Source organism: Streptomyces sp. NBC_01237 (genome assembly GCF_035917275.1).
In the GTDB taxonomy this organism is placed as follows: Bacteria; Actinomycetota; Actinomycetes; order Streptomycetales; family Streptomycetaceae; genus Streptomyces.
The window spans coordinates 4,508,051-4,523,513 of sequence record NZ_CP108508.1; the positions used below are offsets into that span (position 1 = coordinate 4,508,051).

The following is a 15,463-nucleotide window of genomic DNA, read 5'->3' on the forward strand; positions in this document are numbered from 1 at the left end:
GGGTCACCCGGCCGCAGGGGTACGGGACGGGTCAGCGGTCCACGAGACGGTCGAACTGGGTCGTCGTGTGGCGCAGATGGGCCACCAGCTCGTCGCCCACCTTCGGCTCCTGCGCGTCCGAGGGCACGAACAGGATCGACACCTGCATGTGCGGCGGCTCGGCGAACCAGCGCTGCTTGCCCGCCCAGACGAACGGCGAGAGATTCCGGTTGACCGTCGCCAGTCCGGCGCGTGCGACGCCCTTGGCCCGCGGCATCACCCCGTGCAGGGCCTTCGGAGCCTCCAGTCCGACGCCGTGGGACGTACCGCCGGCGACGACCACCAGCCAGCCGTCCGAGGCGGCCTTCTGCTGGCGGTAGCCGAACCGGTCGCCCTTGGCGACTGCCGTGACGTCCAGGACGGCGCCCCGGTACTCCGTCGCGTCGTGGTCGCCGAGCCAGAGCCGGGTGCCGATGCGGGCGCGGAAGCGGGTCTGCGGGAACTGCTGCTGGAGCCGGGCCAGTTCCTCGGCGCGCAGATGGCTGACGAACATGGTGTGCAGCGGCAGCCTGGCCGCGCGCAGCCGGTCCATCCAGCCGATGACCTCCTCGACCGCGTCGGAGCCGTCGGTGCGGTCCAGCGGCAGGTGGAGGGCGAAGCCTTCGAGCCGTACGTCCTCGATGGCGGCGTGCAGCTGCCCCAGCTCCTCCTCCTTCACGCCGTGGCGCTTCATCGAGCTCATGCACTCGATGACCACCCGTGCGCCCACCAGGGCGTGCACACCGTCGACGGAGGAGACGGACCTGATGACGCGGTCGGGCAGCGGGACCGGCTCCTCGCCCCGCCGGAAGGGGGTCAGGACGAGCAGGTCGCCGCTGAACCAGTCCTTGATCCGGGCTGCCTCGTAGGTGGTCCCGACGGCGAGCGTGTCGGAACCGAAACGGATCGCCTCGTCGGCGAGCCGCTCGTGGCCGAAGCCGTAACCGTTGCCCTTGCAGACCGGTACGAGTCCGGGGAACTGGTCGATCACGGACTTCTGGTGCGCCCGCCAGCGCGCGGTGTCGACGTAGAGGGAGAGCGCCATGGCCGGCCCGGAACCTTTCTGGTGGCTGCGGTGGAGTCGGAGGTGTGCGGTACTTGGTGGAGTGTCCATTGAAGCGAGTGGCACCGGTTTCGTCACCGATGCCACCGGAGGTCAGCGGCGCGACATGTAGATGTCGAGCGCCTTGTGCAGCAGCTTGTTGAGCGGGAAGTCCCACTCGCCGACGTACTCGACGGCCTCGCCGCCCGTGCCGACCTTGAACTGGATCAGGCCGAAGAGGTGGTCGGTCTCGTCGAGCGAGTCACTGATGCCGCGCAGGTCGTAGACGGTCGCGCCCATCGCGTACGAGTCGCGCAGCATCCGCCACTGCATCGCGTTCGAGGGCCTGACCTCGCGGCCGATGTTGTCGGACGCGCCGTAGGAGTACCAGACGTGGCCCCCGACGACGAGCATCGTCGCCGCGGAGAGGTTCACACCGTTGTGCCGCGCGAAGTAGAGGCGCATGCGGTTGGGGTCCTCGGAGTTGAGCACCGTCCACATCCGCTGGAAGTACGAGAGCGGGCGCGGCCGGAAGTGGTCGCGCACGGCCGTGATCTCGTACAGCCGCTGCCACTCGGCGAGGTCCTCGTAGCCGCCCTGGACGACCTCGACACCGGCCTTGTCGGCCTTCTTGATGTTGCGTCGCCAGAGCTGGTTGAAGCCCTTGAGGACGTCCTCCAGGGAGCGGTTCGCCAGCGGCACCTGGAAGACGTAGCGGGGCTGTACGTCACCGAAGCCGGCACCGCCGTCTTCGGCCTGCTGCCAGCCCATCTTGCGCAGCCGGTCCGACACCTCGAAGGCGCGCGGCTCGATGTGGGTGGCCTCGACGTCGCGCAGGCGCTTCACCTCGGGGTCCTGGATGCCGGACTTGATGGCCGCCGAGTCCCAGCGACGGATGACCACGGGCGGGCCCATCTTCACCGAGAAGGCGCCCTGCTGCTTGAGGTGGGCGAGCATCGGCTGGAGCCACTCGTCCAGGTTGGGTGCGTACCAGTTGATGACCGGGCCCTCGGGGAGGTACGCGAGGTAGCGCTTGATCTTGGGCAGCTGGCGGTACAGGACGAGGCCGGCGCCCACCATCTCGCCGTTCCTGTCGAACCAGCCCAGATTCTCCGAGCGCCATTCGGTCTTCACATCAGCCCACGCCGGGACCTGGCAGTGACTGGCCGAGGAGAGACTCTGGATGTACGCCAGATGCTGCTCTCGGCTGATGGTCCTCAGGGTCAGGCTCATGCGGGGGGCTCCTCGGCAGGTGTGTCCCCATCGGTCAGGGGCTCCGGCTCTCGCGCCGAAGCCTACTGTGACCGAGGAGCGCCCGGTCTGGCCCCGCCCGACCGGGCGCCGGCCGCGAAGGGCCGGTGCCCGGTCGGGCGCGGCCCGTACTCAGCCGATCACGCCTCCGAAGAGGCCGCCATGGGCCATTCCGAGGAAGAATCCGACGCCGGACGCGCCGAGGCCCAGGATCAGCGCGAACCTCTCGCGGGTGGTCACCGAGACGTACTGCCCGTAGGCGCCCGTGAGAATGCCGATCAGCCCGGCCCACGAACTGATCAGGTGCAGGCTGTGGAACATCGCCGTCACGAAGGCGAGAGCGCCGAGCACCAGGGTCACAGCCACCAGGGTGTCCTGGAGCGGATGAGCCTTGCCGTCCGTGGCGAAGAGAGAGACGGATGAGCGGGATCGAATTGCCTGTGCCATGGAGTACCTCCTGGCCGGAAGGCGGCGCACTGTAGCGCCGCTCACACCCGATGTGTACAGATTGCGTCCTCCGGGCACCGGATTTCAACCCGAAGCCGGTCTACAGGTACTCTGTACGGTCTGCACCGGTGTCTGCCCAGGCCAGCACTGCGAGTCCCTCTTCACCGAGCGAATTGTCAGTGGCGGCTGTTTTACTCGGAGACACTGTTGCTTACGCATCACGACCCTCCTGCCACGGAACGACCGTGGCCGCTGAGTCCAAAGGAGGTGGGTTCCACATGCGTCACTACGAGGTGATGGTCATCCTCGACCCCGATCTCGAGGAGCGAGCAGTCTCCCCGCTGATCGAGAACTTCCTCTCCGTTGTCCGTGAGGGCAACGGAAAGGTTGAGAAGGTCGACACCTGGGGCCGTCGTCGGCTCGCTTACGAGATCAAGAAGAAGCCCGAGGGCATCTACTCGGTCATCGATCTGCAGGCCGAGCCTGCGATCGTCAAGGAGCTCGACCGCCAGATGAACCTGAACGAGTCGGTCCTCCGGACCAAGGTCCTCCGTCCCGAGACCCACTGAGCTTCTAGCTCAGTGGTCATCGGGTTCGAGTAGCAGCAAGCAGCCAGAAGCAATCCCCGCCGAGAGGTTCACCCATGGCAGGCGAGACCGTCATCACGGTCGTCGGCAATCTCGTCGACGACCCCGAGCTGCGCTTCACCCCGTCCGGTGCGGCGGTCGCGAAGTTCCGTGTCGCGTCCACTCCCCGCATCTTCGACCGGCAGACCAATGAGTGGAAGGACGGCGAAGGCCTGTTCCTCACCTGCTCGGTCTGGCGTCAGGCGGCGGAGAACGTCGCGGAGTCGCTCCAGCGAGGCATGCGCGTCGTCGTGCAGGGCCGGCTGAAGCAGCGGTCCTACGAGGACCGTGAGGGCGTCAAGCGCACGGTCTACGAGCTGGACGTCGAGGAAGTCGGCCCCAGTCTCAAGAGCGCCACGGCCAAGGTCACCAAGACCACCGGTCGCGGTGGCCAGGGCGGTCAGGGTGGATACGGCGGCGGCGGCGGCCAGCAGGGCGGCGGCAACTGGGGCGGCGGTCCCGGTGGCGGCGGCCAGCAGGGTGGCGGCGGTGCTCCCGCCGACGACCCGTGGGCGACCGGCGCGCCGGCAGGCGGCCAGCAGGGCGGGGGCCAGCAGGGCGGCGGAGGCGGCTGGGGCGGAAGCTCCGGCGGTTCCGGCAGCTCCGGTGGCTCCGGCGGCGGCTACTCGGACGAGCCGCCCTTCTAGGGCAGCTCGTACCCCCACTTCTTGATCACACAGGAGAAACACCATGGCGAAGCCGCCTGTGCGCAAGCCTAAGAAGAAGGTCTGCGCATTCTGCAAGGACAAGACCCAGTACGTGGACTACAAGGACACGAACATGCTGCGGAAGTTCATTTCCGACCGTGGCAAGATCCGTGCCCGCCGCGTCACCGGCAACTGCACGCAGCACCAGCGTGACGTCGCCACGGCAGTCAAGAACAGCCGTGAGATGGCGCTGCTGCCCTACACGTCCACCGCGCGATAAGGGAAGGGTGACAAGAGCATGAAGATCATCCTCACCCACGAGGTCTCTGGCCTCGGTGCCGCCGGCGACGTCGTCGACGTCAAGGACGGGTACGCCCGTAACTACCTGGTTCCGCGTGGCTTTGCCATCCGCTGGACCAAGGGCGGCGAGAAGGACGTGGCGCAGATCCGCCGCGCCCGCAAGATCCACGAGATCTCGACGATCGAGCAGGCCAACGAGATCAAGACCAAGCTCGAGGCCGTGAAGGTCCGTCTGGCTGTTCGCTCCGGCGACGCCGGCCGTCTCTTCGGTTCCGTCACCCCGGCCGACGTCGCCTCGGCGATCAAGGCTGCCGGTGGCCCCGACGTCGACAAGCGTCGCGTCGAGCTCGGCTCGCCGATCAAGACGCTCGGCGGACACCAGGTGTCCGTGCGTCTGCACCCCGAGGTCGCAGCGAAGCTCGGCATCGAGGTCGTTGCTGCCTAAGGGCAGAGCTCAGCAGAGCTAGGTGAAGGGCCGCACCCCATGGGGTGCGGCCCTTCGTCGTTTCACGTGAAACGACAGCTCGTTTCACGTGAAACAGCTGCCGGGGCCGGGGTGGACGGGAGCGATTTCGGGGCACGGGGGTGCGAGGGTGCCTGCCGCACCGGTGACCGGCTCGCGGAGGCACGCGGGGTCAGCGTGTGGCGCCGGTGACGATCCAGCGGCCCGACCGGGTACGCAGCCAGAGAGTCACCAGTCGGACCACCATCATCAGAGTCATCGCCCACCAGAGTGCGGTGAGGCCGCCGCCGAAGGCGGGAACGAGCAGGGCGACCGGAGCGAACACGGCCAGCGTGACCAGCATGGCCCAGGCGAGATAGCGTCCGTCGCCCGCTCCCATCAGTACACCGTCCAGGACGAAGACCACTCCGGCGATGGGCTGGGAGACCGCCACCACCAGAAGCGCGGGGAGCAGCGTGTCCTTGACGGACGGGTCGCCGGTGAAGAGCGGGATGAACAGGGGGCGGGCGAGCACGATCAGTACGCCGAGCACCACACCGCACCCGATCCCCCACTCGACCATACGACGGCATGCCTCGCGTGCGCCCTTGGCGTCGTTCGCCCCGAGGTAGCGGCCGATGATGGCCTGTCCCGCGATGGCGATCGCGTCCAGGGCGAAGGCCGTGAGGCTCCAGAGCGAGAGGATGATCTGGTGCGCGGCGATATCGGTGTCGCCGAGGCGCGCGGCGACGGCGGTGGCGATCATCAGGACGGCGCGCAGCGACAGCGTACGGACGAGCAGGGGAACACCCGCCTGGGCGCTGGCCCTGATCCCCGCTGCGTCGGGGCGCAGGGAGGCTCCGTGCCTGCGCGCCCCTCGTACCACCACGATCAGATAGGCGGCCGCCATGCCGACCTGGGCGATCACGGTGCCCCAGGCGGATCCGGCGATGCCGAGGCCGGCGCCGTAGACGAGGACCGCGTTGAGTACGCCGTTGGCGGCGAATCCGCCGATGGCGACGTAGAGCGGAGTGCGGGTGTCCTGGAGGCCACGCAGGACGCCGGTCGCGGCGAGCACGACGAGCATGGCCGGGATGCCGAGGCTGGAGATCCGCAGATATGTGGTGGCGTACGGGGCCGCGGTGTCGGATGCGCCGAAGACCTCGACCAGCCAGGGGGCCGAGGGGAGGGTCAGCGCGATCACGACCGCGCCGAGCAGCAGCGCGAGCCAGATGCCGTCCATGCCCTGACGGATGGCGGCCGGTAGATCTCCGGCCCCGACCCGGCGCGCGACGGCGGCCGTGGTGGCGTACGCGAGGAAGACGAAGACGCTCACCGCGGTCATCAGCAGTGCGGCGGCGACTCCCAGACCGGCGAGCTGAGGGGTGCCGAGATGGCCGACGATGGCGCTGTCGACCATCACGAAAAGAGGCTCGGCGACGAGCGCGCCGAAGGCGGGCACAGCGAGCGCGATGATCTCGCGGTCGTGCCTTCTGCGGCTGGATGGAGGGGTCGCGGGCGCCTGGGACATGGGGGCCAATCTAATCTTCCACAGGTAAGAGATGCAATGCCATTGCAGTCCTTACTTGGGTCACGGTTGTGCGCTCAGGTGTGCACGGTTTGCAGCGATCTTGAATCGAGGGGAAAAGTTTTTCTCCCCCACAGTCGGTGGATGGGGAACGTGCAGGTCAGGGCCTTGATGGTCGAGTGGCTATGAGTTTGTCCACAGTGCTGTCCCCCGGTCCGTGCACAGGTTCGGCGGGGTTCTCCACAGCATCTGGTCCGTCGTCCACATGCCCTGTGGATAACCAGATTGGCTGACGGTGCGGAGCGGCCTACCGTGGTCCGGCGCCCGCACTCCGTTCCGGCCTCGGAATCCCGCAGAACTCGACGCGCCGGAAGCGGAGTCGGGCGGCCTGTTTGTCGGTGCCGTGCCGTAAGAAAGAGTGGCATGGCTAGGTCCGCGAAGCGGACGGGAGGAGGTGGCCCGGTGAGCATTCCCGAGCCTTTGGACGACCCCTGGGCCGACACCGGTCCCAGTGACCGTCTGCCCGCCCGTCAGCGCCGCGGAGACCGCAAGAGCCGTGACGACCGGCACGACCGGGGCTCGGAGGACAGCTGGGACGGCGGCTCTCCCGGCTTCGAGCGGGTGCCTCCGCAGGATCTCGATGCCGAGCAGTCGGTGCTCGGCGGCATGCTGCTGTCCAAGGACGCCATCGCCGATGTCGTGGAGATCATCAAGGGCCACGACTTCTACCGTCCGGCCCACGAGACCGTCTACACGGCGATCCTCGACCTCTACGCCAAGGGAGAGCCGGCCGACCCGATCACGGTCGCCGCCGAACTGGTCAAGCGCGGTGAGATCACCAAGGTCGGCGGAGCGCCGTATCTGCACACCCTCGTCCAGTCGGTGCCGACCGCGGCCAACGCTTCGTACTACGCGGAGATCGTCCACGAGCGGGCCGTGCTCCGACGGCTCGTCGAGGCCGGCACGAAGATCACGCAGATGGGATACGCGGCCGACGGGGACGTCGACGAGATCGTCAACTCCGCACAGGCCGAGATCTACGCCGTCACCGAGCAGCGCACCAGCGAGGACTATCTGCCCCTCGGCGACATCATGGAGGGCGCTCTCGACGAGATCGAGGCGATCGGTTCACGCAGCGGCGAGATGACCGGTGTACCGACCGGCTTCACCGACCTCGATGCCCTGACGAACGGGCTGCACCCCGGCCAGATGATCGTCATCGCGGCGCGTCCCGCCATGGGTAAGTCCACGCTGGCCCTGGACTTCGCACGAGCCTGTTCGATCAAGAGCAATCTGCCGAGCGTGATCTTCTCGCTCGAAATGGGACGCAACGAGATCGCGATGCGTCTGCTGTCCGCCGAGGCGCGGGTGGCCCTGCACCACATGCGTTCCGGCACGATGACCGACGAGGACTGGACACGGCTCGCGCGGCGAATGCCGGACGTCTCGGCCGCCCCGCTCTACATCGACGATTCGCCGAACCTCTCGATGATGGAGATCCGCGCGAAGTGCCGTCGCCTCAAGCAGCGCAACGACCTGAAGCTCGTGGTCATCGACTACCTGCAGCTGATGCAGTCCGGCGGCTCGAAACGGGCCGAGAGCCGACAGCAGGAGGTCTCGGACATGTCCCGAAACCTCAAGCTGCTGGCCAAGGAGCTGGAGCTCCCCGTCATCGCCCTGTCGCAGCTGAACCGTGGACCCGAGCAGCGTACGGACAAGAAGCCCATGGTCTCCGACCTGCGTGAATCCGGATCCATCGAGCAGGACGCGGACATGGTGATCCTGCTGCACCGGGAGGACGCGTACGAGAAGGAGTCACCGCGCGCCGGCGAGGCGGACCTGATCGTGGCCAAGCACCGTAACGGCCCGACGGCCACCATCACCGTGGCCTTCCAGGGCCACTACTCCCGCTTCGTGGACATGGCCCAGACCTGATTCCGGCTGGTGGGTCCGATTCGGGTCAGCCACCGAGCCTGCGTCTCGCCCGCAGCGCTCTGGCCCTCCTCGAACATTCCACCCCAGTTCCCGGCCGGGCGGGAAGCAGCGGCACGGGGGACTTCCTTGCCACGCCCATGGTCGTCTCGCAGGCGATAGCGTGCGCTCATGACGTGGCGGGGACCGACGTATCGGGTGGTGGACGGAGAGAGGATCGATGGGGCCTGGTGCCACGTCTGGCGGCGGAATCGGCCGGGCGGTGAGTACCACCTCGACGACTTGATCGTCTTCGCGGACGGAGCGATCACCTGCGAAGAACGTACGGACCTGGCCGGCCTCGGGAAGTTGCTGGCAACGGGCCGATTGGCGGTGACCGACCCTGAGGCTCCACCGCTCCCCGACGAACCATCGATATGGGCCTCTCGGCACGGCGAACCGCTGACACCGGAGGGGTTTCTCCTGGAAGTCGCCGACCGCATCGAAGCACTCAATGAGCGGCCAACTGCCGGGCATCGTTGCTGGGATGCGATCCGACGCTTTCAGCAGGAGCCGGACGAGTCCAACCGAGCACTTCTCCGAGCGGCATATCTGGCGGTTCCGCCGCATCTTCGGATCTATGTCCTCGGAGATATGGATCGCCAGGACCGTCCCTTGCGGATCCTGCTCACGAACATGGGTGAGGCCGTCGACGGCGATGGCCCGGTAGTGACGGCGGAGCTGCATCAGGACGCCCTGGACTACTTCGGCCGCGGGGATCAGGGGGTCCGGAGCGAGCAGGAGTGGCGAGCCGTCCGGCATGCCGACGATCCTTCGGAAACCGGCCGACCGGCTCTGATCTCGCGCGAAACCGTCTACCCACAGGGGTGGCCCGAACAGCCGGGTCTGTTCATGCTCCGCAACGACTTCCCCGCACGGATCGTGTTTGCCGGCGAGTCCTATGCGTCCGTGGTGCATGGGTACTGGGCGCTATCGGCAGCCGACGCTTCCGACAGAAGCGCAATCCGGGATGCGGTTTCCGGCGGAGAGGCACGCGACCTGGGTGGCCGGGCCACGCACCGGAGTGACTGGCCCGACGTCCGGCTCGCGGTCATGGCGGAGCTCCTTCGCGCGAAGTTCACTCAGCACCCTGAAATCGCCCAGGTCCTCGTTTCCACAGGGGACGCCAGGATCAGCTACACCGGCCTCTCGGACTCGCCCTTCTGGAGAGATGTCCCCGACGCTCGGGGACGGAACTGGATGGGGCGGCTGCTCGAACTGACCCGCTCCGAGCTCGTTGCCCAGCGATTGCTCCGGCACGAGGAACCCAGCGTGCTGAACTAGGAATGCTGCGCGGTGGGAGTGATCGGCTCCTCGCGCATGGTGGTGATCAGTTCTGGCCGGTGCCGGGCCGCTGGGCCGGGGTGCCCCAGCCGCGTTCGAGGAGATCGAAGGCGATGTCGACGGCTTGTGCGGGATCCGTGGCCCTGTGGGCGAGGGCGGAGGTCTCCAGGGCGAAGCGGGCCAGGGCGGCGCTGCGCAGGTCGTCGGGCGGGACGCCGGTGTCGTGGGCGATGGCGTGGGCGAGGGCGTCCTGGTGGCGCATCCACATGCGGTGGGCGTAGTCGCTGAGGGCGGGGGTGTTGGTCACCAGGTTGAGGAAGCCGGTGTAGTCGGCGTCGGCATCGGAGTCCTCGGCGCGGACCCGGACCCGTTTGACGTGCGCGCACAGGGCCTCGGGGATGGTCGTGCCGGGCGTGCGGTCGCGAACGGCGGCGACGAGTCCGGCCTCCTGCTCGGCCTCTTCGTCGAAGACGAGGGCCTCCTTGCCCGGGAAGTGCTTGAGGAGCGTGGTGGTGGACACGTCGGCCGCCTCGGCGATGTCGTGCAGGGTCACCGCGTCATAGCCGCGTGCGATGAAAAGGCGCAGCGCGGCGTCGGCGAGCGCCTGGCGTGTGGCGGCCTTCTTGCGTTCACGCCGCCCCATGGGAGTCGTCATTCCTACATCATACACAAAGTTGTCTGATCTAAAAAGTTGCACCGTTGCACTTTTGTAGTGATCGTGCTTTTGTGGAGGCGGAGGGCCCGCCGGGATCGCACCGGCCGGACGTCCCTCGACCTCTCCGATTCCCTCACAGCGGTGGCCAGTGATGTTCGCCGCCACTTCCGCAGCACATGGAGACGACATGAACCACACCCCTGCCCGCATCGCCGTCATCGGCGCCGGACCCGGCGGTCTGATCTGCGCCCGCATCCTCCAACGCCACGGCATCGACGTCACCGTCCACGACCTCGACGCCTCCGCGACCGCCCGCGACCAGGGCGGCACCCTCGACATGCACCCGGACACCGGCCAGTACGCCCTGCGTGCCGCCGGCCTGTGGAACGACTTCACCCCGCTGGCACGCCCGGAGGGTGAGCAGTGGCGCCTGGTCGGGCGCGACGGGCAGACACTGTTCGACGCTGCCCCGCCCCAGGAGGGCCGGGGCAGGCCCGAGATCGACCGAGGGAGGCTGCGCGACCTCCTCCTCGGCTCCCTCAACCCCGGCACCGTCCGGTGGGGCCACCGGTTGGAGCGCGCCGAACCGCTCGGTGAAGGGCGCCACCGTCTGCACTTCGCCCACGGTGTCAGCAGCGATGCCGACCTGGTCGTCGGAGCGGACGGTGCCTGGTCGCGCGTACGCCGCGTCCTGTCCGACGCCGTCCCCGTCTACACCGGCGTCACCTTCGTCGAAACCGGCCTGCACGACGCCGCCCTGCGCCACCCCGCACTGGCCGCCCTCACCGGCGACGGCACCATGATGGCTCTGGACGACAACCTCGGCATCGTCGCCCAGCGCAACAGCGGCGGTCACATCCGCGTCTACGTCGGCATGCGCACCCCGCAGGACTGGTACCGGCGGGCAGGCGTCGATCCGGCCGACCCCCACGCCGTCCGCGACGCCCTCCTGGAACGCTTCGCCGACTGGAGCCCCGCCCTGTGCGGCTTCATCACCGACACCGACACCGGCTACACCAACCGCCCCTTGTTCGCCCTGCCGGTCCCCCACACCTGGGACCACACCCCCGGCGTCACCCTGCTGGGCGACGCCGCCCATCTGATGTCCCCGTTCTCCGGTATGGGCGCCAACCTCGCCATGCGTGACGGCGCCGACCTCGCCCAGGCCCTCATCGGCCACGGCTCCCTCGATGACGCCGTCACCGCCTACGAGGAGATCCTCCTGCCGCGCTCCATCGAGGCGGCCGAGGGCGCCGCTGAAGGCATCGACGGAGCTTTCGCCCCCGACAGCGCCGAACAGACCCTCGCCCACATGGCCGCCCACCACTGACACACCGCTCCCTCGGTGGCCGGCCCGGCGCGTCCTACCGCGCGGGCACGATGCGCGTGACGACCGTCTCCACCAACTGGTCGAGAGCGGTGTCGGCCAGCATGTCGGGCAGCGTGAAGTGCTCCAGGAGTACGCCGGTCATGGCCAGGTAGAGGACCAGGAACACGTCGTTGTCGCCCGGGAGTTCCGCGTCCCGGTGGAAGTCGGAGCTCTCGTCGAATGCCGTACGCACCGTACGGGTCAGCTGTGCCCGCAGGGCGGGGCGGCGGGTGGCCTCCAGGCGGAGCTCCAGCATGGCCAGGTAGCCGGTGCGGTCCTCGGCCATGCGCTGGACCAGCCAGCGCATGAGGTCGGCGACCAGTTCGCGGGAGGGTTCCGGGCGCATCGCCCGCTCGACCTTGGCCGGGTCGGGGGTCATGCGGCTGTTGATGCGGGCGCCCGCCTGCATGAACAGGTCGTCGCGATTGCTGAAGTAGTTGGACGACGTGCCCACCGGCACACCCGCCCGTGCGTCCACGGCGCGGAAAGTGAGCCCGCGGGCCCCCTCGTGCGCCAGTACCTCGATCGCCGCGTCCGTGAGCGCCGTTCTGCGCTCGGGGTTCTTCGCCATGGTCCTCTCCTCCGTCCGATCGCCTCTCCGGAAAAGAGGCTTGCTTAACCACTACATGTGAAGCACTATAAGTGAAGTGGTCGCGGTGCGGGGCGCCAAGCCGCCGCTGCCACCGTGAACAGGACATTTCGGCCTGCGCCGAACGTGGAACGGGGAACACATGCGAAAGCTCACGTACTTCATCGCCTGCTCGATCGACGGGTTCATCGGCGATCCCCAGGGTGATGCGACAACGATGTACCCCTTCGTGAGCGAGGAGTTCCTCGGGTTCCTCACATCGGGGTATCCGGAGACGATCGCGGTCCAGGGCCGTGAGTCGCTCGGGCTCCAGGACGCGAAGTCCCAGCGCTTCGACACCGTGATCCAGGGGCGGTCCAGCTACCAGCTGGCGCTCGACTCCGGGACCACCAGCCCGTACGGCCACCTGCGGGAGGTCGTGGCGTCCCGGACGCTCAAGGAGTCACCCGACCCGAATGTGGAGCTCATCTCCGAGGATCTGGTCGCCAGGGTCAGGGAGCTCAAGGCCGAGGACGGCGAGCTGGACATCTGGCTCTGCGGTGGCTCCCAGCTGGCGGGGGAACTGCTGGACGAGGTCGACGAGCTCGTGATCAAGACATATCCCCTGGTGTACGGCAGTGGGATGCCGATGTTCGGGTCCGGCTTCGCGGTCACCGAGTTCGAGCTGAGGGACGTTCGCACGTTCGAGAACGGGGTGCTGGTCAGGACGTACAGCCGCAAGCGCTGAGCCTCCCGGTGCCGCTCCGGCTTCCTTTCCGGCCCTTCGGCCCGAGGTCGCCGTCCCGTGCCGGGCGCCCTCGTGGCGAGCGCCTTCCGCGTCCGGCGAAAAGGGCTCGCCCCGAGCCGGGGCGCCGGGTAGTTGTTGACCATGACCTCCCCCAGTGAAGAACTGCTTCCCAGTACTCGGCGCGCCCTGCTGCACCGCACCGCCACCGCGCAGGTGGAAGGGCGTACGCCCTCACTCGTGGCCGCGGTCCAGCGGCAGGGACAGCCGGTCTGGAGCGGCGCGCGCAGCTGTGTCGAGGGGCATGCCCCGGATACCGATACGCAGTTCCGGATCGGCTCCATCACCAAGACGTTCACCGCCGTGCTGGTGCTGAGGCTGCGCGACGAGGGCCTGATCCATCTGGACGACCAACTGGAGAAGCACCTTCCCGGCACCGGCGTGGGCAGCGCGACGGTCTTCCAGCTCCTCGGGCACAGCGCGGGCCTGGGGGCCGAGACGCCGGCTCCCTGGTGGGAGCGGACGCCGGGGACCAAGCGTCCCGAGCTCGCCGATGTCCTCGGTGAGCAGCCCCACATGCACCAGGCCGGCCATCGCCACCACTACTCCAACCCGGGTTACACCTTGCTCGGTTCACTGATCGAGGCGGTGCGCGGAGCGTCGTGGGAGGAGGTGCTGCGCCGCGAGATCCTGGAGCCGCTGGGCATGCACCGTACGACGGTCCGGCCGGAGGCACCGCACGCGGGCGGTTGGGCCGTGCACCCCTGGGCGGACGTCATGCTGCCCGAACCGGCGGAGGACCTCGGCCTGATGGCGCCGGCCGGTCAGCTCTGGTCGACCGCGGCCGATCTCCTCCGGTTCTCCGCCTTCCTCGCCGAGGGGGACGAGCGGGTGCTGCGGGCCGCCTCGGTGCGGGAGATGCGTGAACCGGCCGCACCGTCCGAGTCCGGTGACTGGTACGGCAATTACGGTCTCGGCCTCCAGGTCATCCGGCAGGACGAGCGCACTCTTGTCGGGCACACGGGGTCGCTGCCGGGCTTCCTCGCCGCGCTGTGGTTCAGCGTGGAGGACGACGTCGCCGCGGTCGTGCTCACCAACACGACGGCCGGGCTGCTCGCCGGTGTGGTGGCCGCCGACCTCGTGCAGATCGTCGCCGAGGCGGAGCCGCGCATCCCGGAGCCGTGGCGCCCGCTGCCCGAGGCCGAGGCCGACGCCGAGTTGGTGGCTCTGACCGGCCCTTGGTACTGGGGCACCCACGCATTCGCGCTGAGGCTGGTCGCGGAACGGGGTCTGGAGTTGCAGCCCTTGCGTACCAGTGGTCGTGGTGCGGCCTTCCGTGCGGAGCCGGACGGGACCTGGACGGGCCTCAGCGGCTACTACGCGGGGGAGACCCTGCGCATCGTGCGCGCCGAGGACGGGACGGTGGACCACCTCGACCTGGGGTCGTTCGTCTTCACCCGGGAGCCCTACGACGCGGGGGCGGCCGTTCCCGGCGGTGTGGACGAGGGCGGCTGGCGCGGGCTCGGCAGCTGATCGTCCGAGGGTGCGTGTTTCACGTGAAACACGCACCCTCCACTGGTGCCGGCGCCGATGAAGGGTGCCCGTTCGTTCGGTCAGAGCGTCAGTTTGAAGCCCACATGGCTGGCGGTGAACCCGAGCCGCTCGTAGAAGCGATGTGCGTCGGTACGGGTGACGTCCGATGTCAGCTGGACCAACTGGCACTCCTGGCGGCGGGATTCGTCCACGGCCCACTGGATCAACTGGGTGCCGAGACCGCTGCCGCGCTCGTCGCCGTGGATGCGGACGCCCTCGATGATCGAGCGCGTGGCGCCGCGCCGGGACAGCCCGGGGACCACGGTCAGTTGCAGCGTCCCGACGACGCGGTCCTCGCGCACGGCAACGACAAGATGCTGGTTCGGGTCCTCGGCCAGCCGCTGGAACGCGGCCCGGTACGGAGTCAGGTCGTCGGGCGACTCGCGCTGTGCGCCCAGCGGGTCGTCGGCGAGCATGGCCACGACCGCCGCGAGGTCGTCGACAACAGCGGGACGTATCTCAAGATCACTCATGATCGGCACAATACGCAGCTCGCGGGTGCTACACGGGGACCTTCAGCGCTTCGACCGTCCTGACGAGCGGGGCGAGCTCGGGGTTTTCGGCGGCCTCGTCCAGGGCGGCGCGCAGCGCGGTGTCATTGGTCGGCCGGGCCTCATCGAGCAGGGCGAGACCGGCGTCGGTGACGTCGGTGTAGATCCCGCGGCGGTCCGTGTCGCAGAGGTACCGGGTCAGCAGGCCGCGGTCCTCCAGGCGGGTGACCAGCCGGGTGGTGGCGCTCTGGCTCAGGACGACGGCGTCGGCGACCTGCTTCATCTGGAGATGTCCGCCCGGCCCGCTGTGCTGCCGGCTCAGGACCCCCAGCAGCGAGTACTCCCGCACGCTGAGGCCGTGACCGGTCTGCAGTGCCCGTTCGATGTGCCCCTCGATCTTTCCGTGGAGCAGGGAGAGGGCGCACCAGCCCTGGGAGAGGGCGGTCAGTGCGGGGTCGGTCGCGGTCATGGGTCTCTCCTCCGTGC

General features: G+C 68.5%; 17 protein-coding genes. 9 read left to right on the plus strand and 8 right to left on the minus strand.

Going from position 1 to position 15,463, the window contains the following annotated elements:
- Positions 1–31 precede the first annotated feature (31 nt).
- From OG251_RS19775 to OG251_RS19785, 3 genes are all read right to left on the minus strand, one after another.
- The gene (locus tag OG251_RS19775; RefSeq protein ID WP_073727700.1) at positions 32–1,063 is read right to left on the minus strand and encodes an alanine racemase; all 1,032 of its coding nucleotides are present in this window, start codon (positions 1,061–1,063) and stop codon (positions 32–34) included.
- 111 nt (positions 1,064–1,174) lie between these two features.
- Positions 1,175–2,293 carry a lipid II:glycine glycyltransferase FemX gene (locus tag OG251_RS19780; RefSeq protein ID WP_326678439.1) on the minus strand — a complete coding sequence of 373 codons (1,119 nt, stop codon included), beginning with the start codon at positions 2,291–2,293 and terminating at the stop codon, positions 1,175–1,177.
- 150 nt (positions 2,294–2,443) lie between these two features.
- A complete protein-coding gene (locus OG251_RS19785) occupies positions 2,444–2,758 on the minus strand; it encodes a hypothetical protein (protein ID WP_326678440.1) in 315 nt (104 codons plus the stop codon).
- A 278-nt stretch (positions 2,759–3,036) separates the two neighbouring features.
- On the opposite strand from OG251_RS19785, the gene rpsF reads away from it, so the two are divergent.
- The 4 genes from rpsF to rplI all read left to right on the plus strand — a co-directional run bounded on the left by rpsF (position 3,037) and on the right by rplI (position 4,776).
- On the plus strand, positions 3,037–3,327 hold the full coding sequence (gene rpsF, locus OG251_RS19790) for a 30S ribosomal protein S6 (protein ID WP_073727694.1): 291 nt from the start codon (positions 3,037–3,039) through the stop codon (positions 3,325–3,327).
- A gap of 74 nt (positions 3,328–3,401) precedes the next feature.
- Positions 3,402–4,031, plus strand: a complete 630-nt coding sequence (locus OG251_RS19795; RefSeq protein ID WP_326678441.1) for a single-stranded DNA-binding protein — start codon at positions 3,402–3,404, stop codon at positions 4,029–4,031.
- 43 nt (positions 4,032–4,074) lie between these two features.
- Positions 4,075–4,311 (plus strand): 30S ribosomal protein S18, encoded by a 237-nt coding sequence (gene rpsR / locus OG251_RS19800; protein WP_003967857.1) that lies wholly within the window; start codon positions 4,075–4,077, stop codon positions 4,309–4,311.
- Between the two features lie 18 nt (positions 4,312–4,329).
- Positions 4,330–4,776, plus strand: a complete 447-nt coding sequence (rplI, locus tag OG251_RS19805; protein ID WP_073727690.1) for a 50S ribosomal protein L9 — start codon at positions 4,330–4,332, stop codon at positions 4,774–4,776.
- 190 nt (positions 4,777–4,966) lie between these two features.
- Here rplI and OG251_RS19810 read toward each other — a convergent pair whose 3' ends face one another.
- Positions 4,967–6,304, minus strand: a complete 1,338-nt coding sequence (locus tag OG251_RS19810) for an MATE family efflux transporter (protein ID WP_326678442.1) — start codon at positions 6,302–6,304, stop codon at positions 4,967–4,969.
- A 459-nt stretch (positions 6,305–6,763) separates the two neighbouring features.
- Between OG251_RS19810 and dnaB the strand changes: the two genes are divergently transcribed.
- A complete protein-coding gene (gene dnaB, locus OG251_RS19815) occupies positions 6,764–8,236 on the plus strand; it encodes a replicative DNA helicase (protein WP_326678443.1) in 1,473 nt (490 codons plus the stop codon).
- 168 nt (positions 8,237–8,404) lie between these two features.
- Entirely contained in the window at positions 8,405–9,556 is a 1,152-nt protein-coding gene (locus tag OG251_RS19820; protein ID WP_326678444.1) for an NADAR family protein, read from the plus strand.
- A gap of 46 nt (positions 9,557–9,602) precedes the next feature.
- Here OG251_RS19820 and OG251_RS19825 read toward each other — a convergent pair whose 3' ends face one another.
- Positions 9,603–10,211, minus strand: coding sequence for a TetR/AcrR family transcriptional regulator (locus OG251_RS19825; protein WP_326678445.1), 609 nt, complete (start codon positions 10,209–10,211; stop codon positions 9,603–9,605).
- A gap of 187 nt (positions 10,212–10,398) precedes the next feature.
- Here OG251_RS19825 and OG251_RS19830 point away from each other — a divergent pair, with 187 nt between their 5' ends.
- On the plus strand, positions 10,399–11,541 hold the full coding sequence (locus OG251_RS19830) for an FAD-dependent oxidoreductase (RefSeq protein ID WP_326678446.1): 1,143 nt from the start codon (positions 10,399–10,401) through the stop codon (positions 11,539–11,541).
- Between the two features lie 34 nt (positions 11,542–11,575).
- On the opposite strand, the gene OG251_RS19835 is transcribed toward OG251_RS19830, so the two are convergent.
- Positions 11,576–12,151 carry a TetR/AcrR family transcriptional regulator gene (locus tag OG251_RS19835; protein ID WP_326678447.1) on the minus strand — a complete coding sequence of 192 codons (576 nt, stop codon included), beginning with the start codon at positions 12,149–12,151 and terminating at the stop codon, positions 11,576–11,578.
- Positions 12,152–12,311: 160 nt separating this feature from the next.
- Here OG251_RS19835 and OG251_RS19840 point away from each other — a divergent pair, with 160 nt between their 5' ends.
- Both OG251_RS19840 and OG251_RS19845 read left to right on the plus strand, forming a co-directional pair.
- Positions 12,312–12,896: a dihydrofolate reductase family protein gene (locus OG251_RS19840; protein ID WP_326678448.1), complete on the plus strand. Its 585-nt coding sequence runs from the start codon at positions 12,312–12,314 to the stop codon at positions 12,894–12,896.
- Between the two features lie 141 nt (positions 12,897–13,037).
- The gene (locus OG251_RS19845; RefSeq protein ID WP_326678449.1) at positions 13,038–14,426 is read left to right on the plus strand and encodes a serine hydrolase domain-containing protein; all 1,389 of its coding nucleotides are present in this window, start codon (positions 13,038–13,040) and stop codon (positions 14,424–14,426) included.
- 80 nt (positions 14,427–14,506) lie between these two features.
- Here the strand turns inward: OG251_RS19845 and OG251_RS19850 are convergent, their stop codons facing one another.
- Positions 14,507–14,959, minus strand: coding sequence for a GNAT family N-acetyltransferase (locus OG251_RS19850; RefSeq protein WP_326678450.1), 453 nt, complete (start codon positions 14,957–14,959; stop codon positions 14,507–14,509).
- Positions 14,960–14,987: 28 nt separating this feature from the next.
- Positions 14,988–15,446: a MarR family winged helix-turn-helix transcriptional regulator gene (locus tag OG251_RS19855; RefSeq protein WP_326678451.1), complete on the minus strand. Its 459-nt coding sequence runs from the start codon at positions 15,444–15,446 to the stop codon at positions 14,988–14,990.
- Positions 15,447–15,463: the final 17 nt, after the last annotated feature.